This window comes from Gloeobacter kilaueensis JS1 (assembly GCF_000484535.1).
In the GTDB taxonomy this organism is placed as follows: Bacteria; Cyanobacteriota; Cyanobacteriia; order Gloeobacterales; family Gloeobacteraceae; genus Gloeobacter; species Gloeobacter kilaueensis.
Genome location: NC_022600.1, coordinates 2,151,729 through 2,174,497 on the forward strand (window position 1 = coordinate 2,151,729; position 22,769 = coordinate 2,174,497).

Sequence of the window (22,769 nt, forward strand, 5' to 3'; positions counted from 1 at the left end):
GGAGAGTACCTTCATGCCGCACCCTCACCAAACAGGCTGCAACCACTGCGAAGATGACCAATCCAACAAGCCCCGCGCTCTCGATCAAGATCATGATCATGACCACGAGCACGACAACCAGGGCGGATTCGACCTCAGGAGCACAGCCCTACCCCTGGTTGTCGTGCTCGTCCTGCTGATCCTGGGTTCTATTTTCGAGCAGAAGCTGCACAATACGCCTTACCGGTTCGGCGAATTCCTCATTTTGCTGCCCGCCTATCTACTGAGTGGCTGGAGTGTGCTGCGCGCTGCAGCGCGCAACATTCTGCGCGGCAAGATATTTGACGAGAACTTCCTGATGAGTATTGCGACTTTGGGAGCGATCGCGATTGACCAGTTGCCCGAGGCTGTGGGCGTGATGCTGTTTTTTAAGGTAGGCGAACTTTTCCAGGACTACTCGATCAACCGCTCACGCAACTCGATCCGGGCGCTTCTGGAGGTGCGCCCTGACTACGCTAACGTCAAAATCGACGAAGACGTCCAAAAAGTGTCTCCGGAGCAAGTCGAGATTGGGCAGCAGATCCTGGTTCGACCCGGTGAAAAAATTCCTCTCGACGGAGAGGTGCTGGAAGGGTCTTCTCAGGTAGATACCTCGGCACTGACCGGGGAATCTGTGCCCCGCCCAATCGAAGTCGGCGATACCGTGCTTGCAGGCATGCTCAACCGCTCAGGGGTTCTCACCCTCAAGGTAACCAGACCATTCGGAGAATCGTCGATCGCCAAGATTTTGGATCTGGTAGAGAACGCCAGCAGCAAAAAAGCGGAAACTGAGAAGTTCATCACAAAGTTTGCCAGGTACTATACCCCTGTCGTAGTCTTTGGTGCTTTAGCCGTCGCTGTCCTTCCGCCCCTACTGGTGCCTGGTGCCACCTTTTCGCAGTGGCTCTATCGCGCCCTGGTGCTGTTGGTCATCTCCTGTCCCTGTGGCCTCGTCATCAGCATCCCGCTCGGCTATTTCGGCGGGGTGGGTGGCGCGGCCCGTCGAGGCATCCTGGTCAAGGGTTCGACTTTCCTCGATACCCTCACCGCCGTCAGGACCGTCGTCTTCGACAAGACAGGAACACTGACCAAAGGGGTCTTTAAAGTGACCCGAATCGTTCCCAAGACCGGCTTTGAGCAAGCAGAACTGCTGCCGCTCGCTGCCAAGGCTGAATCTCTGTCCAACCACCCGGTAGCCCAATCCATTCGAGACGCCTACGGCAGCACTGTCGAACCATCCGAGGTACACGATTACGAGGAGATAGCCGGTCACGGCATCCGGGCCAACGTGCAGGGACGTCAGGTCGTGGCCGGTAACGACCGCTTGCTGCATCGCGAAGGCATTGCTCACGACGAGTGCCAGGTGGATGGTACTGTTGTCCACATAGCTGTGGATGGCCGCTACGCAGGTTACATCGTCATCTCCGATGAAATCAAAGAAGATGCTGCCCGGGCAGTCTCACAACTCAAAAAGTTGGGGGTGTCTAAGACCGTAATGCTGACAGGCGACAGCCGTGCGGTGGCCGAGGAGGTTGCCCGCAGGCTCGATCTGGACGATTACGTCGCCGAGTTGCTGCCCGAGCACAAAGTAGAAGCGCTTGAAAAGCTCATGGCAAAGACAGCAAGCGGTGGCAAGGCCGTCTTTATCGGCGATGGGATCAACGATGCCCCGGTGATCGCAAGGGCCGATGTGGGCATGGCTATGGGCGCTCTGGGTTCCGACGCCGCTATCGAGACAGCGGATGTCGTGATCATGACCGACGCACCATCCAAAGTGGCCGAAGCAATCGAGATCGCCCGCAAGACCAGAAGCATTGTCCTGCAGAACATCGGCTTGGCCCTGGCGGTAAAAGGCGTATTCATCACTTTGGGCCTCTTCGGTCTAGCCTCAATGTGGGAGGCTGTCTTCGCCGACGTGGGAGTGGCGCTGTTGGCCATATTCAACGCCACCAGAGTCCTTAAATAGTCGAGGCAATTTTTGATGGGCAACTTGCGCTTCGAGGTCTTCGCCTATGCTCTGCTGCCTGCCGTAGCGATCGTTGCAGGTGGAATTTTTGCTGCCTTCAAGCCACCACAGGCAAGTGCCAGGAGTATCATCCAGCATTTTGCGGCGGGCGTCTTGTTCTCCAGCATTGGAGTCGAACTGTTGCCTAACATCGTTCGGGAGCATGCCCCTGTCGAAGTGATTCTCGGTTTCTCGACGGGGGTAGGGGCGATGCTGGTCCTGCGGCAGTGGACACGGGCCAGAGCAAAGTCCGAGAGCGACTCCCAGCAAACGGCGAGCAGTTTGATCGCCACGGTTGGAGTCGATGTGGCAATCGATGGCGCGCTTGTGGGTGTCGGTTTTGCTGCAGGGGCGGAGTCGGGGCGGTTACTCGCCTTGGCCCTGGCCCTCGAAGCGTTGTTCCTCGGCCTGAGTGCGGCGGGTGCGTTGACAAAGTCCGGCGCGAGCCGCAGGCGTACCATCTCGGCAACCCTGGTCCTGGCTTTGCTATTCGTCCTTGGTGCGGGTACAGGAACGACCTTACTGGCAGGACTCAAAGGGCCGTATTTGGAAGTCGTACTGTCCTTCGGACTCGCTGCACTGTTGTTTCTGGTGACGGAGGAACTGCTCGTGGAAGCGCACCAGGAACTTGAAACCCCGTTCACCACAGCTACCTTCTTCGCTGGCTTCCTGTTGTTCCTGGTGCTTGGAATGATCAATTAGTACGACAGTGGTGGCATGAACATGCTCCACGACAAACTCATCGCCCGCTGAAGCATTCCTCACCTTCAGTTGACGAACTGTTGCCCCAGGGCTATTCTGAGCTTATCGCCAAACGACGATAGACGATGTTTGTTTCCAAACCGACGGCCTGCCCTGCCTGCAATGTGTCTGTAGCAGGTGCCCCAGTGGCGCTTATCCCTGCCGACGAGCGCGCCGAGCAGGATCTGGCCACGCTCTGCAAAGCCCTTGGCCATCCCATCCGGGTACGTATCTTAAAAATTCTTGCCGCCCGCCGCAGCTGTGTGTGCGGCGATCTCGTTGAGATGCTGCCGATTGCCCAGTCCACCGTCTCCGAGCATCTGCGCATCCTCAAGCAGGCGGGCCTGATCCAGGGAGAGGTGGACGGCCCCAGGGTGTGCTACTGCATCCAGCCTGCCAGCCTCGACCGCCTCAAGCAGTTGGTGACGGCGCTTTGAGCGCTGTCTTTTTTTACCCGCTTCATCGGTTATCGACGATGAACAGTTATCGTTTTCAGGAGAAAGCCATGCCATTCAGACCCCACATCAGCCTCGACGTTGCCGATATCGACCGCTCCGTGCGCTTTTACAGCACCGTCTTTGCCACGGAGCCGACCAAGCACTACCCCGACTACGCCAACTTCCGGCTCACTGCCCCGGCGTTGCACCTGGCCGTTGTCCTGGCACCCGGTCGGGAAGGGAGGCGGACAGGCGGCGAGCACTTCGGCGTCGAATTTTTAGAAGCTAGTGAGCTGGCGGGCTGGCGAGAACGGGCCGAAGCGGCTGGCCTTGCGCTGCGGGTCGAGGAAGCGGTCACCTGTTGCTATGCGGTCGCGGATAAATTCTGGCTCAGCGACCCGGACGGGCACGAGTGGGAGTTCTGGCTGCGCCTGGAGGAAGCGGATAGCCTGGCCACAGCTGCGCCGCAGATCACTTCTGCCGCTGTCTGCTGCGCACCAGCCTGCTGCGAATGAATACAGGGCGGCTGCCGTTCTGGAAGGAGAATCCACACTTCCTGAAAGCGTTGCTGGCCGAGGCAATTGGCACTTTCTGCCTGGTCTATGCCGGGACGGGGGCGGTGGTGGTCGATGCCATCTCCGGCGGGGCAGTCACCCACCTTGGAGTCAGCTTTGTCTTTGGGGCGGTGGTCGGAGCTTTGATCTACGCCTTCGCCCCCATCAGCGGTGCGCACTTCAACCCGGCGGTCACCCTCTGCCTGTGGTCGCTCGGAAAGTTTCCGGCGCGCCGGGTGCCCGGTTTTGTGCTGGTGCAACTGATCGCTGCCAGTATCGGCAGCGTCGCGGTGCGGGCTTGCTTCGGCAGTGCCGCCCGGCTCGGGGCGACAGTACCGCTCGCAGGAAACTGGGCACAATCGTTTGCTGTGGAGCTGATGCTCACGTTCATGCTGCTCATCGTCATCTGCGGCTCGGCCCTCAATCCGGCAGCCTTGAGGGGCTTCGCAGGGATAGCCATCGGTCTGACGGTGGGATTGGAGGCGGCCTTCGGTGGACCGGTGAGCGGCGCTTCGATGAACCCGGCCCGCTCCTTCGGCCCGGCGCTGGTGAGTTGGACCTGGGAGGCGCACTGGGTGTACTGGCTAGCACCAATACTCGGTGCCCTCATCGCAGGGCAGGTATGGCGCTGGCTGGGCAGCGCTACGGACGAACCTCGGAACAAACAGGAAAGAGAGAAATATTTATGAAGCGCGTGATGTTTGTGTGCAAGCAGAATTCAGCCCGCTCGCAGATGGCCGAAGGATTTACCCGAGCGCTGGGAGGCAGGTCCATCGAAGTGACAAGCAGTGGTTTGCAATCGAGCTTCGTTCAGCCCCTGGCTATCGCCGTGATGGCCGAGGTAGGCATCGATATTTCAGGCCAGACTTCCAAACCTTTGAGCGATTTTCAGCCCGAGAATTTCGACATCGTGATCTCGCTCTGCGGTTGCGGGGTGAACTTGCCGGAAAGCTGGCTGCTGCGCGACATCTTCGAGGACTGGCAGCTCGACGATCCCGCCGGTCAACCGATCGAAACTTTTCGCCGCGTCCGCGATGAAATCAAAGCGCGGGTGAGCGCCCTGGTATCCACCCACGCCCCAGGCGACGAAGAGAAAAGCCCCCCCGGCAGCGGGCCGGTTCAGACGGCGATCGTGTAATCGGCGGTGATTATTTTGCCGTTTCTTTGAAACTGTGCCCAGAGTCGGTAGGTGCCCGGTCCAGGAAAGACGGTCTTAAAGCTCACACTGCCAGGCTCTGCCTTCTGAGAAGCAGCCATCTGGTCCATACCGGCCATCTGCTGCCTCTCACCGTGGGTATGGTGCATCTCGGCCATCGCACCCATGCTGTGCCCGCCTTGATCTTCCGGATGGGCGTGCAGATAATCGGCGGCGGTAAGAACCGGAGACTGGCGGATCACCACCAGATGACCCATCGCTCCCAGATAGGGCTGCAGGTCGGTTACGGGATTGCCGTTCCCATCTTTGATGAAAAAAGTAAGGGGCGTCTGTCGGCCAGGCGCGATCGATCCGGAATCCAGCTTCAAGGTGACAGTCAGATCGCCGGCGCGCTTGCTCAAAGGGCTGTCTGGGGTGAGGGGAACTGAAGCGGTGCTGCCGGACCCGGCCTGCAGGTGCAGTGCGCTCACCTGCGGGCTGCCTCCCTGGGGCAGGTAGTCGGCGAAGGCGGTGTAGCTGCCACTGGCAGGCAGATTCGCCGTCACCCGAAAGCGGCCCCCGCCGACGTATTGCGGATGGAGGTGATCGAAGAAGGTGAGGTCGTCGCTGACCACGATCAGGTGCATCAGTTTCTCATGCTGGAGGGCAAAGCGCTCGACGGGCCTCCCCCTGCCGTCGCGCACAAAAATCAGCATCGCCTGCGGCTTACCCGGCTTCAGTTGAGCAGGTGAAACGGTGGCGCGGCTGCTGCTGGTCGTCTTTGTCGCCCCCGGCATCGCCATTGACTCCAGGCTGTGCGGGCCGTGGGCCAGGGCGGGGATGGCGGCCATTCCACCCAGGACGAGAAGCACTGCCAGCTTGCGTATCGACATCTTTTCTCCCTCGTCGGTATATCTAGACAAAAGCGATTATTCTCCATCGACCCGCACACCCGCATCTTCGATCCGGTAAGCGTAATCGTCGAAAACGGGCGGCCTGCGAGCGGCGAAGCGCTCGAACAGGGCCGGGATCACTACCAGCGTCAGGGCGGTGGAGGTAAAAAGCCCCCCAAAGACGACGACTGCCAGGGGCTGGAGAATTTCTTTGCCCGCCCCGCCCCCGATCATCAGGGGCAGCATCGCTAGAGCAGCGGTGAGGGCGGTCATCAGCACGGGCGAGAGCCGTTCGAGGGTGCCTTCGATGAGAGCGTCCTCGACAGCTTCTCCCGCCGCCAGGCGCTGGTAGTAGGTGGTGACAAGGATGATGCCGTTGCGGTTGGCGACGCCAAAGAGGGTGATAAAGCCCACCAGCGAGGCCACCGAGAGCACCCCGCCGCCGAGCCGGACGGCGACGATGCCGCCAATCAGGGCGAGGGGCAGATTGGCAAGGATGAGCAAAGTGGCCCGCAGCGAGCGAACCGCCCGATAGAGTAAAAAGACGACGACCAGCAAAGCGAGCAGGCCAAAGAGCAATAACTCGCGGGTGGCCCGCTCCTGGGCCTCGAACTGGCCGCCGTACTGGAGGTAGTAGCCGCTGGGCAATTGTACCTGGGCGGCAATCTTCTCCCGCGCCTGGGCAATGAGCGATCCGATGTCGCGCCCGGAGACGTTGGCAGAGATGACGATCCGCCGCGAGACGTTCTGGCGGTTGATCGTGTTTGGTCCCTCGCCCAGGACGACTGTGGCCACGGCGGAGAGCGGAATTTTCTGTCCGGTTGGGGTGTCGAGGACGAGCGCCTGCAGCGATTCGGGCCGGTTGCGCGCCTCTGGAGCGAGCCAGACGACGAGGTTGAAGAGGCGCTGCGCTTCGAGGACCTGGGAGACGACCCGGCCATTAAAGGCCGTCTCGATCTGCTCGGCGATCTGGCCCACGCTCAGGCCATAGCGGGCCGCCGCCGATCGATCGAAGCGCACGGTGTACTGCTCGACCGGCACCTGGGGCTCTATTTGCAGATCTACGACGCCGTTTATGTTCTTCATGAGCTGAGAAATCTCGGCTGCCTTAGTGCGCAGGATGTCCAGATCCGGCCCGAAGAGCTTGATTGCGACAGCGGCGCGGGTGCCGGAGAGCACTTCGTCGATGCGGTGGGAGATAAAGCCGCCAACGTTGACGGCCACCCCAGGAAAGCGGCCCAACTCGGCGCGGATCGTGGCGAGCACTTTCTCGCGATCGGTGGCGTTGGGGGCAATCTGCACGTCGAGTTCGCCGAAGTTGACCCCGCCCGCGTCGTCGTCGCCGGGGGCGCGACCGGCGCGAAACTGGGCGGTCTCGATCTCGGGGTGGCGGATCAGCGCTTTTTCCATCGCCGCCCCGATCTGCTGGGTGGAGGCGAGCGAAGCGCCAGGGAGCTGCGAGACGGCGATCACCAGGCTGCGCTCCTGGAACTCGGGCAAAAAGGTGCGGCCTAAGGAGGGGATCAAGGCGAGGGAGAGCCCAAAAGCGAGCAGCGAGCCGCCCAAAACGGGAGCCGGGTGGCGCAGTGCCCAGGTAAGAATCGGGCGGTAGAGCCGCTTGAGGAGGCGGACGGTGGGCGTCTCTTCGGTGGGCAGGGGCCGGTCGGCCAGAAGCAGATAACACAGCGCCGGTGTCAGCGTCAGCGCCACCAAGAGCGAGGCGAGAATCGAGAGCCCGTAGGCGAGGCCCAGGGGCGTGAAGATCTGCCCTTCCACTCCAGAAAGAACGAAGACCGGGGCAATCGCCGCACAGAGGATGAGCGTTGCAAAGACCACCGAGCTGCGAATCTGGGCCGACGCCTGAAAGATCACCTTGAGGGCGGGCTGGGGATCGAGCGAGCGGGCGTTCTCGCGCAAGCGGCGATAGACGTTCTCCGCGTCGATGATCGCATCGTCGATCACTTCTCCCAGGGCGATGGCCAGACCTCCCAGGCTCATCGTATTGAGGCCCACCCCAAAGGCATTGAGCGCCAGCAGCCCCAACCCGATCGACAGCGGTAGGGCGGCGAGGGTGACGAGCATCGTCCGCCAGTTGCCCAGAAAAAAAATCAAGATCACCGCGACGATGAGCGCCCCATCCCTGAGGGCGTCCACCACGTTGCCCACGGAGGTCTCGATAAAATCCTGCTGGCGAAAGGTCGTCGTCACCTTCACATCCTTCGGCAAGGTCGGTTGCAACTCCGCCATCGCCTGCTCGACGGCGCGGGTGACGGTGGGCGTGTCAGCAAAAGGCTGGCGGGTAACGGTGACAATCACGGCGGGTTTGCCGTCAAAAGAACCGTCCCCCCGCCGTACACCCGAACCGATCGCGATGCGGGCGACATCGGCCAGGCGCACCGCAACGCCCTGGCGCACCGCGACCACCGAGGTGCGCAGGTCCGCCAGCGAGGCGATCCGCCCGACGCCCCGAATCAAAAATTCCCGATCCGGCGTCTGCAAAAAGCCGCCCGCAGCGTTGACATTTGCCTGCCGCACCGCTTCTGTCACCTGATTGAGGCTGACGCCGTACTGTTTGAGCTTCACCGGTTCTACCAATACCTGGTACTGCCGCTCGCCTCCCCCCAGCACCAGCACCCGCGTGACGCCAGGAACCGCCAAAAGCCGGTTGCGGATCTGCCAGTTGGCGATCGCCGCCAGATCCAGTAGAGCCGTCGGTTTTGGAACTTTTATGTCGGAATCGACTGTGAGGGCGTACTTGATCACATCGCCCACGGGTGAACTGATGGGCGAGAGGATGGGCGCGCCTGCGCCCTGGGGCAGGCGGGGCACCACCTGATCGACCCGCTCGGTGACGAGCTGGCGGGCGCGGAAGATGTCCGTGTTCCAGCCAAAGACAATCGTCACCACCGAGAGGCCCACCGACGAACTCGATCGAATGTCCACAAGGCCCGGCAGGCCGCCCAGGGCGCTTTCTAAGGGCAGGGTGACGAGAGATTCTACTTCTTCTGGGGCGAGTCCCACCGCTTCGGTCTGGATCACCACCTGGGGCGGAGCAAAGTTGGGAAAGACATCGAGGGGCAGCCGCACGATCGTGGCGGTGCCAAAGATGAGCAGGGCAACCGAAGCGATCACCACCAGCCAGCGCTGGGCCAGCGACCAGAGGATCAGGCGGTTGAGCATCCCGTTCCTCCTCGATTAGCGCTGGGGAGGGCGGGAGGAGGACACCCCCGCCGGTGGACGAGCGGCTGGCGCTGCCGGGCGGCCAGTGCGTCGCGCCACCCCCACCCCGGCAACAAAGGAACCCACAGCGATCAGGACACCTCCGACGACCCAGCTCCACCAGGGCAACGCCGCCCTGTCTGCCTTTGCTGTGGGTCTAGAATCAGAATTTTCGGCGCTCACCTGACCAGAAGCACTCTCCTCGGCTGCCAGACTCCCTTTGAGCGCCTGGGCGCGCAGTTGAAAGGCGCGCTGGGTGACGACCCTATCGCCTGGAGCCAGGCCGTCTTTGACCTCGATAAGATCCTCCCCGTCCGTCCGTCCCAGTTGCACTTCGGTTGGAACGAAAGCCTCGCCCTTCTGGACGTAGACGAGCTTCTGGCCATCGGCGTCGATCACCGCCGTGCGGGGGATTACCGCTACCGCCCTGGAGGCTCTGCCTGTCACCAGGCGCAGGGTAGCGAACATGCCGGGCTTGAGTTGCCCGTCCGGGTTGGCCAGAATTGCCCGCACCCCGAGCGTGCGCGTGTCCGCATCGATGGCGGGATCGACGGAGGCCACCCGGCCCCGGAACGTTCGATTCGGATAGGCCGCGACACTCACCTCGACCGGCTCCCCTGGCCGGACCTGGGCGAGGTCCTTTTCGTAGACCGCCGCCGTTGCCCAGACTGCTGTCAGATCGATGATCTTGTAGAGTGGCTTGCCGGGTTCGACCGCCTCGCCCGCTGTCACCCGTTGTTCGGCGACGACCCCCGCCACAGGAGCGGCGAGGGCAACGATGCCGTCGGCGCGGGCGCTCACCCCGCGCTGGCCCAACTGACTGAGGCGGCTTTTAAGAAGCGCGTCCGCAAGCTGGACCTGGGCGCGTGCCGCCTCCCGGTCAGCCCGCACCTGGTTGCGCTCAGCCTCCGCCAGCTGAAAATCCCTCCGCGCCGAAATTCCTTTTGTGAGCAGGTCTTTTTCGCGCTGATAATTCGCCTCCGCCAGGGCCAGCCGCGCTTCTGCCTGCTTAAAAGCGGTGCGCGCCTGCACCCTGCTGCGGGCCGCCTCGACCGCCAGTTGCCGGATCTCAGGACTATCGAGGGTGGCGAGTACCTGGCCGGTGCGCACCGCCTGGGCCCGGCTCGCGTAGAGCGCCAGCACCCGCCCTGCCAGCGGTGCGTTCACATCCGCCGAATGGCTCGGGATCGCCTCGATCTTGCCGTTGACTGCCAGGCCACTGCTCAGCAGGCGCTGTTGGACCGGGCGGACGACCAGGCCCATCGCCTTCTGGACATCGGGTGCCACCCGCACCGCCTCCGCCGCCTGATGCTGCTCGAAAGCGTCGTCGTGGCCGCCGTGCGCCCCAGCCGGAACCGCAAGGGCGAGTACTACCACCGCCGCCAGAAACCAGACCCTGCCTCGCGCTTCCATCTCGATCGCTCCAGAACAAGCCTGCCGCCATCGCTCAACCAACTTTAGCCTGTTTTGCAGAGGGTGCAAAAGATTTTCAAGGCAGCTCCAGCAGGTGGGGCAGAGCAAAGATGAGCCAGGCAAGACCAGGCGGCACCAGCAGTGTCAATTTCCAGATCCGGGACCACTGTCGGGCTTCCTTCGCGGCACCGGTACCGCCCTTGTGCAGGGCGACGAGCTGCCGAATGCGCCGTTCGGCTGTGGCACTTTTCAGTAGCCCACAGGCCACCCCAGAGGGAGCTGTGTTGGCGCAGGCGGCCCGGTGAAGCACCCGCGCCAGGGCAACGGGCTTGCCTGTGACGGCGACAGCCAGCGCATCGGCTGCCAGTTCGCGCTCTGTGAACAGGTTTTGCCAGGCGAGCCAGTTGGTGGGCAGCCAGGCAGCCGCTCCCAGAAGTGTCGTGGCTACAAAGGCGATCAGGTTGTCGCGCTGGGCAATATGGGCCAGCTCGTGAGCGAGCACCCCTTCCAGCTCCTCCGGACCGAGATTGTCCTCCATCCAGCTTGAAAGATAGAGTCGGGGCCGGAACAGTCCTGCGACGCAGGCCAGTGGCCGGTCTGAAGGAATCAGCCGCGCCTCGGGTGTGCGCTTGAGATTTAGACGGGGAGCAAGGTCCGCCAGTGTCGCGGCAATTTCGGAGGGCACCGGCTGCGACCACGCCTCCAGAGAAGCTCCAAAGCGGTACTGGCGCAGGAGAAAACCACACGCGAAGCTGGCGGCACAAAGACCCGTTCCTCCCAGTGCCCAAAGAGGCAGGCAGGCAGAACCGCCCTGACCGGCAGCCACGTCGTCCCCGTGCAGGTGCCACAGGGCAAAGCTGAAGGCAAAAGCACCGACCAAGAGGGTCGCGTAAGAGCGCACCGGTCCCGCCTGTTTGCGGGTGAGAACCAGCACCAGGCCGTAAGCGAAGGCGGCCATGAGCAACGGCACCAGGCGTTCAATGTCCAGAGGCATCCTTCAATCCTCCAGATGCGAGAGCAATTCGCCCAACTCCGGCGACAGGTTCTCACTACCTTGCAAGAACCCGGCCACCGCCGCCGGAAAATCCTTCGCGAGCGAGGCGAGAACCCGGCGCACCGACGTTTCGATAAATGCCTCACGCCCAATCGTCGCCACGTACAGATAAGGCTTGGTCGAGGGATTGGTAACTTTTAATAGTCCCTTAGCGACCAGACGGCCCATCGTACAGACGACCGTCGAGTACGCCAGCTTCGCCCCTCCCGGCATCGCCTCGTGGACCTGCCGGGCGAGCACCGGCCCGTCCATCGCCCAGACCTGCTCCATGATCTCGGCTTCTTGATCGCCCAGTAGCTTTTTGAGGCCGCTTTGCGCGGTGCGCACCAGTGGCTGGCGCTGCGCCTCCCTGCCCCGGTCTATTTCGTGCATCGTCGTTGCCGGTACCTGCCCATTTATCCTAAGGCGCGGGACTTTGCAGTGCCAGCAAATTGGTACCTACCCCTGGGTGAGCAGATAAAACGAGCAGCGGTGTCCATCGGGATCGACAAAATTGAGGGCAACTTCCCGCCTGGCGAGGGCCGGATGGTCAAACTGGCGGCGCTCGAAGGGGAGGCTACGAGCAGAACATCTACGGGCCAGCGCATCGAGGTCCGCCTGCCGGGCAAGCCGAAAACCGAAGCGCACCGGCACGACCGTCCCCGGCAGCACCAGTAGTTCCGCGCCGTAGACAGTAAAAAGAACGAATCCCGCGCTGTGATTCACTGTGGGCGGCGCGTCAAAAAGCTGGTGGTAAAACCGCTCTGAGCGCAACAGGTCCGTTGCGCGCAATTCAAGATGCACCGCTTGAATCTGCATCGACTAGCCAGAATGATGAGCTGCCCGCAGGCGGTCGATAAGCACCTGCAGCTGGTCTTTTGAGCGGCAGTGGACGTGCCGGCGCTCGCCTTGCCGGTCGCGATAAATGATGGCGTACTCGGCTCCCTCGCGGTCGTAGCGGCAGGTGAGCCAGAAGCCGGGGTTGTCCCACTCGATTTGATCCAGGCTACGCGTCTCGTTCATGACTTACGCTTTGTACTGGAGGAGGGAGCTGAAGCACTTTTTCTCCAGATTCCCACCTCAAGTTCTTAATCTAGCTACCATTTTGGTAAGAATGTCTTCACAGATAATCTTTAGAACTAAGTATTACATATTGAGTGATGCCACCTCCTTGCCGCACCGGCAGCGAGCCTGGTAGTATCAGTCCGGCTGCCGGTAGACTTCAGCCCCTGGGGGATCGCTTCGGGGCCGGTTTTGTGGGTCTTTACGGGTGCTGCGCCATGCATGGCCTTCCTGTTTCAATTTTTCCAACCGTTCGCTGCAGCCTTTCTGGAGATACTCGATGGACATTCACTACTCGATGAAGCACTCCTGGTTCTCGCTGAGCGCAGTCTGTCTACTGACGTGCGGTCTGTTCCCAGGCAGGGCAGTGGGGCAGACGGTACCCTTCACCCTCCTGCGCAGTATACCGATACCGGGACAGCCATCCGGCCTGGCCGCCGGAGATTTCAACGGCGACGGTCGCCCGGACCTGGTCACTGCTAACTGCAATACCGATACGGTGACGCTTCTACCCAACCTGGGACGGAGTGCTGCATTTCTCGGCCTGCGCGGAGTCCGCTCCTTGCCGGTTGGAGACTGCCCCACCGCCGTTATCTTGGCCGATCTCGATCGCGATGGAGATCTAGATCTGATAACAGCCAATCTGAATGGTGGTTCGCTCTCGGTGCTCCTCAACAGTGGCAGGGGAGTTTTTGCAGCTCCTATTGAGGTTCCGGTAGGTCAGAAACCAGTCGCGGTGGCGGCGGGTGACCTCGACGCCGATGGTGACCTGGATCTGGTATCGGCCAACTCCTCCAGCAGCAGCATCACTATTGTCAAGAATCTGGGCAGTGGTCAGTTTAGCGGTGTCGAGCGTCGCTTGAGTAGATATATCAACGCCAGTTCGGTAGCGATCGGCGATCTGGACGGTGACAAGGACCTCGACCTGGCAGTATCCGATTTTGGATCATCCACTGGCCTACTCCTGCTACGCAACGCGGGTAACGGCACTTTCTCCACCTTTGCTCAACTAGATCCAACCTATGTGCGCACAGTCTTGCTCGGGGATCTTGATGGCGACGGCGATTTGGATCTGGTGGCGACTGGAAACGGGATCTACGACTACTCTGCAACTTGTATTTTGAAGAACAGCGGCAGTGGCAGCTTCAGCGAGACTGACCGTTTCGGCGGCTTCGGATATCCGACGGGGACAACCCTGGGCGACTTCGATGGTGATGGCGATCTCGATGTTGTGGTTGGCTTTACGTTCGATGACGGCCTTAAAGTGTTTCTCAACGATGGGGACGGGAACTTTCCAGCGGATCAGGGAACTTTCGTGCCGACGGCCAGTTTCCCATCCAGCCTGGTAAACGGCGATTTCGATGGTGACGGCAATCTCGACGTTGCTGCGGTGTTACCCAACTTGAATGAGGTAGTCATTTTTCGGAACAGTAGTCCCTAGCGAGCATGGCTTGCTATCCTACCGGGAGAAGCAACCCAAGGATGCCGAGTTTAACTTCTGGAGCCAACCAGCAGCCTGAGGCCGCTCAGGGTGACGAGCAGCGTCGAACCTTCGTGACCGAGAACGCCCAGAGGCAGGGTGAGATCGGCGGCAAAGTTGGCCCCCAGTAATACTGCGACGCTTGCCAGGGCAAAGGCAACGTTCTGGCGCACGACGCTTCTGGCTCGCCGCCCGAGGTGCAGCGAGTCAAAGAGTTTTTCGAGGCGGTCGGCCATCAGCACCACGTCTGCGCTTTCGAGGGCAACATCGCTGCCCGCCCCGCCCATCGCAATGCCAACATCCGCCTGGGCGAGGGCTGGGGCGTCGTTGATGCCGTCGCCCACCATCGCTACAATTCCGTACTGCTTCTGGAGCCGGCGGATTGCCTCGACCTTGTCCTCCGGCAGCAGACCAGCGCGCACTTCTTTGATACCGAGGCTGTCGGCGATCGTCTGGGCAGCCCGCAGATTGTCGCCGCTCAGCATGACAATGTGCTCGATCCCCAGCCGCCGCAACTGCTCGACCGCCCCTTTTGCCTCGGGCCGCACCCGGTCCGCCACCGCTACCGCTCCTGTAAGACGTGCATCAGCAGCCACCCAGATCACCGTCTGGCCCTGGGCTTCACGCTCGTCACTCCAGGCTTTGAGCGCTTCTTCCACCGGACGATCCGGTAAGACAAATCCAAGACGCCCTACCCGGATCGCCGTTCCATCCGGCAGTTGCCCCGCAATGCCCAGGCCGGTCCGCGCCTGGACGGCACTGGCCTGCGGGAAGGCGATGGCGCGCTCGGTGGCCGAATCGACGATCGCTTTACCTATCGGGTGCTCGGAGCCCGCCTCCAGCGCGGCGGCAAGCCGGAGCACCGTCTGCTCCGTTTCGCCAGCTGCTGCAAAAATGCCCGTTACCTGGGGCTGACCCACGGTGAGCGTGCCGGTCTTGTCGAAGGCGACGGCGCGCACCCGGCCCAGTGTCTCCACCTGGGCAGCGTTCTTGAAGAGCACGCCGTTTCTTGCGCCGTTGGCAATAGCTGAGAGCAAGGCGGGCATCGTCGCCGCCATCAGCGCGCAGGGCGAGGCGACCACCAGAAAGATCAAGGCGCGGTAGATAGCCGTCTGCCAGTCCCACAAACCCGCCACGGGCGGCACCAGCACCAGCACCAGCGCCACGGCGATTACAGCACGCGCATAGAGTCGCTCGAAGCGCTCGATCGACCGCTGCGAGGGGGGCTCCTCGCTCTGGGCCTGCTCGACCAGGCGAATCACCCGCTGCAACAGGCTGCTTTGGGGAGGCTGGTCCACCTGGGCGATGAGCGTGCCGTTGCCGTTGAGGGTACCGGCGTAGATCACCTCGCCCGGCCCCTTATCGACCGGCAGCGACTCGCCGGTGATCGCCGCCTGGTTGAGGGCGCTGGTGCCCTCGACGATGCGGGCATCGGTGGGCACCAGTTCACCGGGCCGGATGAGCACCCGATCGCCAATGGCCAGATCGGCTACGGCAACGCGGGCAAGTTCACCGCCGCGCTGAACGGTCGCCTGGTCGGGGGCAAGGCGCATCAAACTTTTGATGTCGCGGCCCGTGCGCTCCATCGCATAACTTTCGAGGGCACCGCTCACCGCAAAGATCAAAATCAAGATTGCCCCGTCCAGGATGAAGTGGTACTCCCCCTGCCAGAGGCCCAGACCCGCCGCTCCGAGGGCCGCCACGATCATCAACAGATCCACGTCGAGTTCGCGCTCGTGCAAGAGCGTCTCCAGACCCTCGCGGGCCGGTCCCTGACCGCCGACGAGGTAGGCGGCAAAGAGCACCGCCAGCGCCGGGACGATGAGCCCCGCCTGCAGTGCCAGCCAGCCTCCCAGCACCAGCGCCGCACAGCCGAGGGCGGCCAGTACATCGGCGTTGAGCAGCAGCCGTCCAGAGGATATTGCCGTCTGTGTCGTCATGATTGCCCTCTACTGTGATGCCGGACATGGGCCTCGCCCTGGGCGAGTAAATTGAGTACATGCTCGTCGTCGAGGCGATAGTAGACGACCCGCCCCTCCCGGCGCGAGCGCACCAGCCGCAGCGAGCGCAGCAGCCGCAACTGGTGAGAGACCGCTGAGGCCGTCATCCCGAGCGCAGCGCTCAGATCGCACACGCACAGATCGCCTTCGCTTAAAGCCGTGAGAATGCGTAGACGGGTCGGATCGCCGAAGGCAGCGAACAACTCTGCTAGATCCTGCCCATCGCCAAACACTTCCAGCCGCGCCACCGCCCGGCCCACCCCCTCCGGGTGCAGACCGACGCTCTCGCAGGTGTCGCTGATCAAAGCTTTTGCCATACTCCCAGTCTAAGGCATGAAACAAACATTTGAGCAAGTATTCAAGTATTTGCTCTACAACGCTGCCCAGGCGAGACCGCCGCGAACAGTGCTATCGTTGATAGCAATACTCCAGCCCTCGCGATGGCAAGCCTGATCGTTCGCAACCTGAGTGACGCTTTGAAGGCAAAGTTAAAGATTCGAGCAGCGCACAATGGACGCTCGATGGAAGAGGAGGTACGGGTGATCCTGTCTGCAGTTTTGAGCGAGGATCCACCTGCTGGCACCAATCTGGCTGAGCAGGTCCACCGGCGCTTTGCTAATCTGGGGGGATTTGACCTGCCCGAGATAGCGCGAGAACCAGTACAGCAACCTGCCTGGCTCGATGATTGAGTGATAGTGATTATTCTCGATACGAATGTTTTATCTGAACTGATGCGGTCTACTCCCCATCCAGCCGTTATGGCATGGGTAGCTCAGCAAAATCCGCAAGAATTATTTACAACCAGCATTGCCGAGGCTGAGATCTCCTATGGTGTTGCGCTTTTGGAAGCAGGACAGCGACGAACACAACTGGAGAGCGCTGTTCGTCAGATGTTCGAGCAGGATTTTTACCGGCGCATTCTCCCCTTCGATAGCCCTGCTGCTGTGCTGTATGGTCCTCTTGTAGCTCAGCGCCGGAAGCTCGGAAAACCGATTGCTCAGGCGGATGCGCAAATTGCAGCAATTGTCCGAGCGCAGGCAGCGACCCTGGCTACCCGCAATATCCGTGATTTTACAGATTGCCAGCTCTCCCTCATCAGCCCCTGGCAGGGTAGCTGAGGTTGCATCAGACAGTGACTGAACAAACTGTATTGCTGCAGGATGTGATTTTGCCTTTCGATAGTACTCAAATGCTCTCTGCGAAGAGGAAAACATTGCAACCAGGCAGATATACGATTTTGAAATTCGAGCGTTCTATTCAGGCTTTTGAAACAGCGCTGGTAGATCGCGTCGGCCACTCAGAACGCGCAGAATCTCAACCCCGTCTTCTAAGAGTCTGTAGAAAATAATGTATCCATCCACTGGCAAGCCTCGGAGACCGGGACGAATAAAATTATAGCTTTTTCCGCTATTTGCAAAAGAGACGAGTAACCGACACTTGCGTTGAAACTCCTGGAAAAACCGTTCGCCTGCTTCAATACTTGTTTTGGCAAACTGGTCGCTGATTTCTTCGAGATCCTGGATAGCAAGCGCGTTGAGCAGATAACGACTCATCCCTGGATCTGGTGTCGCTGTTGCAGTCTATGTAAGATATCGTGAATAACTGACTCGCCGTCTACTGCGGGAACGCTATCAGAGGTACAGATCGCCGCATCAATTTTCTCACGCACTTGCTCAACCCACTCGGACTCTGCCCTGTCATGAGCATCGAGCAGACCCAGGGCAACTTCGAGTACTTCCTCTGCAGATTGATACTTTCCTAACTGCAGCTTTGTGCGAACAAAAACTTCCTGCTCAGGAGTTAGATGGATGCTCACGGTAGTAGCCAACGAGATTTTTCTTCTATGCTAAGCCAGAATCTTAGCTCTCACTACGGAGCGATACAGGCACTATCGCAGACTTCTCCATCATGTAAAGGTCGGCGTTGCGGCAGGACGCGATTTTGCTTTTTGATGGTGAAGCTGGGATGCTGGGGTGTTCTCCTGGAGGCTGAGCATGAATGGATGAGTTGGCGTTCGTCACCGGCGGCAACGGGTTTATCGGTGCTAACCTGGTGCGCTTGTTGCTCAGACAAGGCTGGCGGGTGCGGGCTCTGGTGCGGGATCGGACGAAGGCGCGCAACCTGGCAGGACTCGATGTCGATCTCGTCGAAGGCGACCTGCTCACAGACGACCTGGCAGCTCGGATGGCGGGATGCCGGGCCGTCTTCCACGTCGCGGCCCACTACAGTCTTTTTCAGGCCGACAAAGAAGTGCTCTGGCGCTCGAACGTGCTCGGAACCCGCAGCGTGCTGGCGGCGGCGCGGCGGGCGCAAGTGGAGCGGGTAGTCTATACTTCTTCGGTGGCGGCCATCGGCGTGGGTGGTCCGCTCACCGACGAGACCTACCAGAGTCCGCCCGAAAAGCTCATCGGCGCTTACAAGCAGTCGAAGTACTGGGCAGAGCAGGAGGCAAAGCGCGCTGTCCAGAGCGGACAGGACGTGGTGATCGTCAATCCGGCGGCTCCTATCGGCCCCTGGGACAGCAAGCCGACGCCCACGGGGGAGATTATCCTGCGCTTCTTGCGCCGCCAGATGCCCTTTTATCTGGAGACGGGCCTCAATTTCATTCACGTGGGCGATGTGGCCGCCGGGCACCTGGCGGCCTTCGAGCGGGGCCGCACCGGCGAGCGCTACATCCTCGGGCATCGCAACCTCTCGCTCAAGCAGCTCTTTGACGAACTGGAACGGATCACAGGTATTGCCGCCCCCCAGTTCACCGTGCCTGAGTGGTTGCCCCTCGGAGTGGCCTGGTTCGATGAGCAGCTGCTGGCACCGCTCACCGGTCGCCCGCCCGCTGTGGCCATCGACGCGGTGCGCATGGCCGCCCAGACGATGTACTACGACGCCACAAAAGCAGTGCGCGAACTGGACCTGCCCCAGACGCCGGTACGGTTGGCCCTCGAAGATGCCGTAGACTGGTTTTTGAAGAACGGATACGCCGGTGCCGCCGGGGGGTAGGTCTACGCATGGCAGTCAGTCTCAAGCAGGTCGTCGAGATCGGCAAATATCTGATCGAGCAGCGCCTCTCAGGCCGCAAGCGCTTTGCTTTGGCCCTGATGCTCGAACCGCTGTTTCGCTGCAATCTCGCCTGTCCTGGCTGCGGCAAGATCCAGCACCCGAGCGAGATTTTGCGCAGGCACCTCACCCCCGAAGAATGCTTCCGGGCCGTCGAAGAGTGCGGCGCGCCAGTGGTGACGATTCCCGGCGGTGAACCGCTCCTCCATCCCCAGATCGACCAGATCGTCGAGGGCATGGTGGACCGGGGCAAGTTCGTCTACCTGTGTACCAACGCCATCTTGCTAGAAAAAAGCCTCGACAAGTTTCGCCCTTCGGATTATCTCAGCTTCAGCGTCCACCTCGACGGGCTTGCCCACGAGCACGACCGGGCCGTCGATCGAGAAGGTGTCTTCGAGATCGCCGTGCGGGCGATCAAGGCCGCCAAGGCGCGGGGCTTTCGAGTGACGACCAACACGACTATCTTCAACGACACCGATCCGGCCCAGGTGCAAAAGTTCTTCGACTTTCTGACGAGCCTGGGCGTAGATGGGATGATGGTCTCGCCCGCCTACGGCTACGAGTGGGCACCGGATCAGGAGCACTTTTTGCAGCGCGAGCAGACCCGTGCCCTGTTTCGCGCCATTCTTGCTCCTTACCGGGCCGGTGAGAACCAGTGGAACTTTAATCACAACCCCCTGTTTCTCGATTTTCTCGAAGGACTCGAAGACTACGACTGCACGCCCTGGGGGATGCCCAGCTACAGTGTGCTCGGCTGGCAAAAGCCCTGCTACCTGCTCAACGAGGGCCACTACGCAAGCTGGCAGGAGCTGCTCGATAACACCCGCTGGGAAGATTATGGGCCCAAAAGCGGGCATCCCCAGTGCCGCGACTGCATGATGCACTGCGGCTACGAACCGACCGCCGCCCTCGACGCCCTCGAACTGCACCGGTTGCCGCGCATGGCGGCCAACCTGCTCACGGGCCGTTGATTTCGACTACCCGGTACTGTTCCCGCAAGAACCAGCCGTGACAACGCCCGGTACTCTGCCTGTCGATTACGGCGACATCGAGGCTGCCGCCCACCGGCTCGCTGGTGTCGCCCACCGGACACCGGTCCTCACTTCCCGCACCGTCGATGCGCTCAGCGGTGCCCAGGTCTACTTCAAGTGCGAGAACTTTCAGCGCACCGGCTCCTTCAAGTTTCGCGGTGCCTACAACGCCCTCTCCCAACTCACCGATGAGCAGAGACAGCGGGGCGTGATTGCCTACTCCTCCGGCAATCACGCCCAGGCCGTCGCCCTCGCCGGTCAACTGCTCGCCATTCCGACGCTCATCGTCATGCCCGAGGATGCTCCCCGGATCAAGCGCTGGGCCACCGAGGGCTACGGGGCCGAGGTGATCCTCTACGACCGCCGCCGCACTACCCGCGAGGCGGTTGCCGAAAAGCTCATCGCCGAACGGGGCACGACCTTGATCCCGCCCTTCGATCACCCGCAGGTCGTTGCCGGTCAGGGCACGGCGGCGCGGGAACTGTTTTCTCAGGCTGCTCCCCTCGATGTGCTCGTCGTCTGCTGCGGCGGCGGCGGTCTGCTCTCCGGCTCAGCCATCGCCGCCCACGCCCTCGCCCCTACCTGCCGGGTGATCGGGGCCGAACCTGCCCAGGCAGACGATGCAGCCCGCTCGTTTCGCACCGGCGTTCTGCACACCGTCCACAACCCCGACACGATCGCCGACGGGGCGCGCACCCCGTCGCTAGGCCAGATCACTTTTGCTCTGGTCCGCCACTACGTCCACGACATCGTTACCGTCGAAGAAGCAGCGATTGTCCGGGCCATGTTTTTTCTGTGGGAGCGACTCAAGATCGTCGTCGAACCCACCGGAGCCCTCGCCACTGCCGCTCTGCTCGAAGGAAAAGTTGCCCGCAAGGGCGAGCGCGTCGGAGTGATCGTCAGTGGCGGCAACGTCGATGTGGGGGCGATGGCAGGTTACGCTGATAAGAGCTTTTTAGAAGGCGAGCCCAGAGGATGATCCGGATCGTTACCGATGGCGCGTGCCTGGGCAATCCCGGCCCCGGCGGTTGGGCGGCGTTGATCTTGCAGGACGATCAAATCGAAGAATACAGCGGCTTCGAGGCCCAGACCACCAACAACCGCATGGAGATGCAGGCCGTGATCGAGGGGCTGCGCCGCGTGGGCGCTACTGTCCCGGTGACGGTAATCTCCGATAGCCAGTACGTCATCAAAGGCATGAGCGAATGGCTGCCCGGCTGGAAACGCCGCCAGTGGCGCACCGCCGCCGGTAAGCCCGTCGAGAACCGCGACCTCTGGGAAGCACTCGAAAAAGTGGCGGCGGGCCGGGTGCAGTGGCAACACGTCTACGGCCATCGCGGCCATGCTGAGAACGAGCGGGCAAACGATCTGGCCCAGGCTGCCGCTGCCCGCAGACCGGTGCCGCCCGCTGTCGAACCTGCTGCTTTTGCAACCAGCGCTCCCCGCTCAGACGGTATTACCTATCTCAGCTTGATCGATGGCCAGATCGAGCGCTTCAGCAGTTGGCCCGCCTGCCAGGCCAGGGTGCAGGGCGTCGCAAAGGCGCGCTATAAAAAGTGCCGCAGCCCGGAGGAAGAGCGCACCGTCCTCGCCGAGTGGGGGATGGCCAGTTACCCACCCGAAGCGCTAAAGTCGTAGTATATCTGTAGTATGCAAGCGTCTGAATGTCCGACAACCTGACCATTCACCTGCCCGACATTTCCAGCACCCTCAACCTGGCTGGACCCGCCGAAGAGAACTTGCGGGAGCTGGAGGCGCGGACGGGAGCGCAACTGGTGTTGCGCGGTCAGGATCTACTGATTGCCGGGACCGACGAGCAGGTGCAGATGTCGCAGCAGATTATTCAAAATCTCGAGAATCTCTGGCAGCGGGGGCGACGGATCGCCAACGTCGATCTTTCGAGCGCCTACCAGGCGGTGAGCACCGGCCAGACCGAGGAGTTGCGGCGGCTGCAGCGCACGGTGATTGCCGTCAACCGGCGGGGCGAATCGCTCTACACCCGCACCCTGGGCCAGTGGCGCTACATCCAGGCGATTCAAAAGCACGACCTCACCTTCGGCATCGGCCCAGCCGGTACGGGCAAGACCTACCTGGCGGCGGTCCAGGCGGTCCTTGCCCTGCAAGAAAAGCGGGTCGAGCGGATCATCCTGACGCGCCCGGCGGTAGAAGCGGGCGAGCGGCTCGGCTACTTGCCGGGCGATCTGCAGGCAAAGGTAAGCCCGTACCTGCGGCCCCTCTACGACGCCCTTTACGAGTTTGTCGAGTCGGAGCGGCTGATGCAGCTGATGGACCGGGGCACGGTCGAAGTTGCACCCCTCGCCTACATGCGGGGCCGCACCCTCGCCAACGCCTTTGTCATCCTCGACGAGGCCCAAAACACGACCGGCGAGCAGATGAAGATGATGCTCACCCGCCTGGGCAACGCCTCGAAGATGGTCGTCACCGGCGACATTACCCAGACCGACCTGCCTGCTGGAACGCGCTCGGGCCTGCAACTCGCTCGCCGCATTCTCTCCGGTGTGCGCGGCATTGCCTTTTGCGAATTTAATCGCGAGGACGTGGTGCGCCACCCCCTCGTCCAGCGCATCATCGAAGCTTACGAGCACTACGAGGCGGTCCAGAAGCCGGATTAGACCTGACCTCCCACCCCCCCCGGTAAGACAAGTCTGAAACTGACTTCACCCTGCCCATCGG

At 61.5% G+C, this 22,769-nt stretch carries 25 protein-coding genes; 14 read left to right on the top strand and 11 right to left on the bottom strand.

The features are described 5' to 3' along the window. Positions 1 to 13 precede the first annotated feature (13 nt). The 6 genes from GKIL_RS09910 (at position 14) to arsC (ending at position 4,893) form a co-directional block, all read left to right on the top strand. Entirely contained in the window at positions 14 to 1,984 is a 1,971-nt protein-coding gene (locus GKIL_RS09910; protein ID WP_023173412.1) for a heavy metal translocating P-type ATPase, read from the top strand. A gap of 15 nt (positions 1,985 to 1,999) precedes the next feature. Beyond that, entirely contained in the window at positions 2,000 to 2,725 is a 726-nt protein-coding gene (locus GKIL_RS09915) for a ZIP family metal transporter (protein WP_023173413.1), read from the top strand. A gap of 125 nt (positions 2,726 to 2,850) precedes the next feature. Beyond that, positions 2,851 to 3,201: an ArsR/SmtB family transcription factor gene (locus tag GKIL_RS09920; protein WP_023173414.1), complete on the top strand. Its 351-nt coding sequence runs from the start codon at positions 2,851 to 2,853 to the stop codon at positions 3,199 to 3,201. Between the two features lie 68 nt (positions 3,202 to 3,269). Further along, on the top strand, positions 3,270 to 3,716 hold the full coding sequence (locus GKIL_RS09925; protein ID WP_023173415.1) for an ArsI/CadI family heavy metal resistance metalloenzyme: 447 nt from the start codon (positions 3,270 to 3,272) through the stop codon (positions 3,714 to 3,716). Continuing rightward, positions 3,713 to 4,444 carry an MIP/aquaporin family protein gene (locus tag GKIL_RS09930; protein ID WP_023173416.1) on the top strand — a complete coding sequence of 244 codons (732 nt, stop codon included), beginning with the start codon at positions 3,713 to 3,715 and terminating at the stop codon, positions 4,442 to 4,444. Before GKIL_RS09925 ends, GKIL_RS09930 begins: the two co-directional genes overlap by 4 nt. Continuing rightward, positions 4,441 to 4,893, top strand: coding sequence for an arsenate reductase, glutathione/glutaredoxin type (gene arsC / locus GKIL_RS09935; RefSeq protein ID WP_023173417.1), 453 nt, complete (start codon positions 4,441 to 4,443; stop codon positions 4,891 to 4,893). Before GKIL_RS09930 ends, arsC begins: the two co-directional genes overlap by 4 nt. On the opposite strand, the gene GKIL_RS09940 is transcribed toward arsC, so the two are convergent. From GKIL_RS09940 to GKIL_RS09970, 7 genes are all read right to left on the bottom strand, one after another. After that, positions 4,875 to 5,783: a hypothetical protein gene (locus GKIL_RS09940; RefSeq protein ID WP_023173419.1), complete on the bottom strand. Its 909-nt coding sequence runs from the start codon at positions 5,781 to 5,783 to the stop codon at positions 4,875 to 4,877. The two genes, arsC and GKIL_RS09940, sit on opposite strands and share 19 nt — an antisense overlap. A gap of 36 nt (positions 5,784 to 5,819) precedes the next feature. Continuing rightward, positions 5,820 to 8,963: an efflux RND transporter permease subunit gene (locus GKIL_RS09945; protein ID WP_023173420.1), complete on the bottom strand. Its 3,144-nt coding sequence runs from the start codon at positions 8,961 to 8,963 to the stop codon at positions 5,820 to 5,822. A gap of 15 nt (positions 8,964 to 8,978) precedes the next feature. Then, positions 8,979 to 10,415: an efflux RND transporter periplasmic adaptor subunit gene (locus GKIL_RS22590; protein ID WP_023173422.1), complete on the bottom strand. Its 1,437-nt coding sequence runs from the start codon at positions 10,413 to 10,415 to the stop codon at positions 8,979 to 8,981. A 76-nt stretch (positions 10,416 to 10,491) separates the two neighbouring features. Then, positions 10,492 to 11,409, bottom strand: coding sequence for a M56 family metallopeptidase (locus GKIL_RS22595; protein ID WP_023173423.1), 918 nt, complete (start codon positions 11,407 to 11,409; stop codon positions 10,492 to 10,494). A 3-nt stretch (positions 11,410 to 11,412) separates the two neighbouring features. Continuing rightward, entirely contained in the window at positions 11,413 to 11,841 is a 429-nt protein-coding gene (locus GKIL_RS09960; protein ID WP_023173424.1) for a BlaI/MecI/CopY family transcriptional regulator, read from the bottom strand. A 66-nt stretch (positions 11,842 to 11,907) separates the two neighbouring features. After that, positions 11,908 to 12,267, bottom strand: coding sequence for a VOC family protein (locus GKIL_RS09965; protein WP_023173425.1), 360 nt, complete (start codon positions 12,265 to 12,267; stop codon positions 11,908 to 11,910). Positions 12,268 to 12,270: 3 nt separating this feature from the next. After that, positions 12,271 to 12,471 (bottom strand): hypothetical protein, encoded by a 201-nt coding sequence (locus tag GKIL_RS09970; protein ID WP_023173426.1) that lies wholly within the window; start codon positions 12,469 to 12,471, stop codon positions 12,271 to 12,273. Positions 12,472 to 12,790: 319 nt separating this feature from the next. Between GKIL_RS09970 and GKIL_RS09975 the strand changes: the two genes are divergently transcribed. Then, positions 12,791 to 13,951 carry an FG-GAP repeat domain-containing protein gene (locus tag GKIL_RS09975; protein WP_023173427.1) on the top strand — a complete coding sequence of 387 codons (1,161 nt, stop codon included), beginning with the start codon at positions 12,791 to 12,793 and terminating at the stop codon, positions 13,949 to 13,951. A 50-nt stretch (positions 13,952 to 14,001) separates the two neighbouring features. Here GKIL_RS09975 and GKIL_RS09980 read toward each other — a convergent pair whose 3' ends face one another. Both GKIL_RS09980 and GKIL_RS09985 read right to left on the bottom strand, forming a co-directional pair. After that, positions 14,002 to 15,930, bottom strand: a complete 1,929-nt coding sequence (locus GKIL_RS09980) for a heavy metal translocating P-type ATPase (RefSeq protein WP_023173428.1) — start codon at positions 15,928 to 15,930, stop codon at positions 14,002 to 14,004. After that, on the bottom strand, positions 15,927 to 16,307 hold the full coding sequence (locus GKIL_RS09985; RefSeq protein ID WP_023173429.1) for an ArsR/SmtB family transcription factor: 381 nt from the start codon (positions 16,305 to 16,307) through the stop codon (positions 15,927 to 15,929). The genes GKIL_RS09980 and GKIL_RS09985 overlap by 4 nt, the downstream gene beginning before the upstream one ends. A gap of 123 nt (positions 16,308 to 16,430) precedes the next feature. Between GKIL_RS09985 and GKIL_RS09990 the strand changes: the two genes are divergently transcribed. Both GKIL_RS09990 and GKIL_RS09995 read left to right on the top strand, forming a co-directional pair. Then, positions 16,431 to 16,679, top strand: a complete 249-nt coding sequence (locus GKIL_RS09990) for a FitA-like ribbon-helix-helix domain-containing protein (protein ID WP_023173430.1) — start codon at positions 16,431 to 16,433, stop codon at positions 16,677 to 16,679. 6 nt (positions 16,680 to 16,685) lie between these two features. Then, complete coding sequence (locus GKIL_RS09995; protein ID WP_041244618.1) at positions 16,686 to 17,108, top strand: type II toxin-antitoxin system VapC family toxin; 423 nt, start codon at positions 16,686 to 16,688, stop codon at positions 17,106 to 17,108. 135 nt (positions 17,109 to 17,243) lie between these two features. Here GKIL_RS09995 and GKIL_RS10000 read toward each other — a convergent pair whose 3' ends face one another. Together GKIL_RS10000 and GKIL_RS10005 are read right to left on the bottom strand one after the other, a co-directional pair. Beyond that, positions 17,244 to 17,543 (bottom strand): type II toxin-antitoxin system RelE/ParE family toxin, encoded by a 300-nt coding sequence (locus GKIL_RS10000; protein ID WP_023173432.1) that lies wholly within the window; start codon positions 17,541 to 17,543, stop codon positions 17,244 to 17,246. Next, the gene (locus GKIL_RS10005) at positions 17,540 to 17,818 is read right to left on the bottom strand and encodes a ribbon-helix-helix domain-containing protein (RefSeq protein ID WP_245595923.1); all 279 of its coding nucleotides are present in this window, start codon (positions 17,816 to 17,818) and stop codon (positions 17,540 to 17,542) included. Before GKIL_RS10005 ends, GKIL_RS10000 begins: the two co-directional genes overlap by 4 nt. Before the next feature lie 170 nt (positions 17,819 to 17,988). On the opposite strand from GKIL_RS10005, the gene hpnA reads away from it, so the two are divergent. The 5 genes from hpnA to GKIL_RS10030 are packed head-to-tail and all read left to right on the top strand — an operon-like array spanning position 17,989 to position 22,708. Further along, positions 17,989 to 18,987, top strand: coding sequence for a hopanoid-associated sugar epimerase (gene hpnA / locus GKIL_RS10010; protein ID WP_023173434.1), 999 nt, complete (start codon positions 17,989 to 17,991; stop codon positions 18,985 to 18,987). A gap of 8 nt (positions 18,988 to 18,995) precedes the next feature. Next, positions 18,996 to 20,015 (top strand): adenosyl-hopene transferase HpnH, encoded by a 1,020-nt coding sequence (hpnH, locus tag GKIL_RS10015; protein ID WP_023173435.1) that lies wholly within the window; start codon positions 18,996 to 18,998, stop codon positions 20,013 to 20,015. 37 nt (positions 20,016 to 20,052) lie between these two features. Continuing rightward, positions 20,053 to 21,054, top strand: coding sequence for a threo-3-hydroxy-L-aspartate ammonia-lyase (locus tag GKIL_RS10020; protein ID WP_023173436.1), 1,002 nt, complete (start codon positions 20,053 to 20,055; stop codon positions 21,052 to 21,054). Continuing rightward, a complete protein-coding gene (gene rnhA / locus GKIL_RS10025; RefSeq protein ID WP_023173437.1) occupies positions 21,051 to 21,713 on the top strand; it encodes a ribonuclease HI in 663 nt (220 codons plus the stop codon). Before GKIL_RS10020 ends, rnhA begins: the two co-directional genes overlap by 4 nt. Positions 21,714 to 21,739: 26 nt before the next feature. Further along, entirely contained in the window at positions 21,740 to 22,708 is a 969-nt protein-coding gene (locus GKIL_RS10030) for a PhoH family protein (protein ID WP_023173438.1), read from the top strand. The last annotated feature ends 61 nt before the right edge of the window (positions 22,709 to 22,769 follow it).

Bases quoted from the DNA above. Each gene is read 5' to 3' on its own strand.
- GKIL_RS09910 (WP_023173412.1), top strand. From the start codon at position 14: ATGCCGCACCCTCACCAAACAGGCTGCAACCACTGCGAAGATGACCAA.
- GKIL_RS09915 (WP_023173413.1), top strand. From the start codon at position 2,000: ATGGGCAACTTGCGCTTCGAGGTCTTCGCCTATGCTCTGCTGCCTGCC.
- GKIL_RS09920 (WP_023173414.1), top strand. From the start codon at position 2,851: ATGTTTGTTTCCAAACCGACGGCCTGCCCTGCCTGCAATGTGTCTGTA.
- GKIL_RS09925 (WP_023173415.1), top strand. From the start codon at position 3,270: ATGCCATTCAGACCCCACATCAGCCTCGACGTTGCCGATATCGACCGC.
- GKIL_RS09930 (WP_023173416.1), top strand. From the start codon at position 3,713: ATGAATACAGGGCGGCTGCCGTTCTGGAAGGAGAATCCACACTTCCTG.
- arsC (WP_023173417.1), top strand. From the start codon at position 4,441: ATGAAGCGCGTGATGTTTGTGTGCAAGCAGAATTCAGCCCGCTCGCAG.
- GKIL_RS09940 (WP_023173419.1), bottom strand. From the start codon at position 5,783: ATGTCGATACGCAAGCTGGCAGTGCTTCTCGTCCTGGGTGGAATGGCC.
- GKIL_RS09945 (WP_023173420.1), bottom strand. From the start codon at position 8,963: ATGCTCAACCGCCTGATCCTCTGGTCGCTGGCCCAGCGCTGGCTGGTG.
- GKIL_RS22590 (WP_023173422.1), bottom strand. From the start codon at position 10,415: ATGGAAGCGCGAGGCAGGGTCTGGTTTCTGGCGGCGGTGGTAGTACTC.
- GKIL_RS22595 (WP_023173423.1), bottom strand. From the start codon at position 11,409: ATGCCTCTGGACATTGAACGCCTGGTGCCGTTGCTCATGGCCGCCTTC.
- GKIL_RS09960 (WP_023173424.1), bottom strand. From the start codon at position 11,841: ATGCACGAAATAGACCGGGGCAGGGAGGCGCAGCGCCAGCCACTGGTG.
- GKIL_RS09965 (WP_023173425.1), bottom strand. From the start codon at position 12,267: ATGCAGATTCAAGCGGTGCATCTTGAATTGCGCGCAACGGACCTGTTG.
- GKIL_RS09970 (WP_023173426.1), bottom strand. From the start codon at position 12,471: ATGAACGAGACGCGTAGCCTGGATCAAATCGAGTGGGACAACCCCGGC.
- GKIL_RS09975 (WP_023173427.1), top strand. From the start codon at position 12,791: ATGGACATTCACTACTCGATGAAGCACTCCTGGTTCTCGCTGAGCGCA.
- GKIL_RS09980 (WP_023173428.1), bottom strand. From the start codon at position 15,930: ATGACGACACAGACGGCAATATCCTCTGGACGGCTGCTGCTCAACGCC.
- GKIL_RS09985 (WP_023173429.1), bottom strand. From the start codon at position 16,307: ATGGCAAAAGCTTTGATCAGCGACACCTGCGAGAGCGTCGGTCTGCAC.
- GKIL_RS09990 (WP_023173430.1), top strand. From the start codon at position 16,431: ATGGCAAGCCTGATCGTTCGCAACCTGAGTGACGCTTTGAAGGCAAAG.
- GKIL_RS10000 (WP_023173432.1), bottom strand. From the start codon at position 17,543: ATGAGTCGTTATCTGCTCAACGCGCTTGCTATCCAGGATCTCGAAGAA.
- hpnA (WP_023173434.1), top strand. From the start codon at position 17,989: ATGGATGAGTTGGCGTTCGTCACCGGCGGCAACGGGTTTATCGGTGCT.
- hpnH (WP_023173435.1), top strand. From the start codon at position 18,996: ATGGCAGTCAGTCTCAAGCAGGTCGTCGAGATCGGCAAATATCTGATC.
- rnhA (WP_023173437.1), top strand. From the start codon at position 21,051: ATGATCCGGATCGTTACCGATGGCGCGTGCCTGGGCAATCCCGGCCCC.
- GKIL_RS10030 (WP_023173438.1), top strand. From the start codon at position 21,740: ATGTCCGACAACCTGACCATTCACCTGCCCGACATTTCCAGCACCCTC.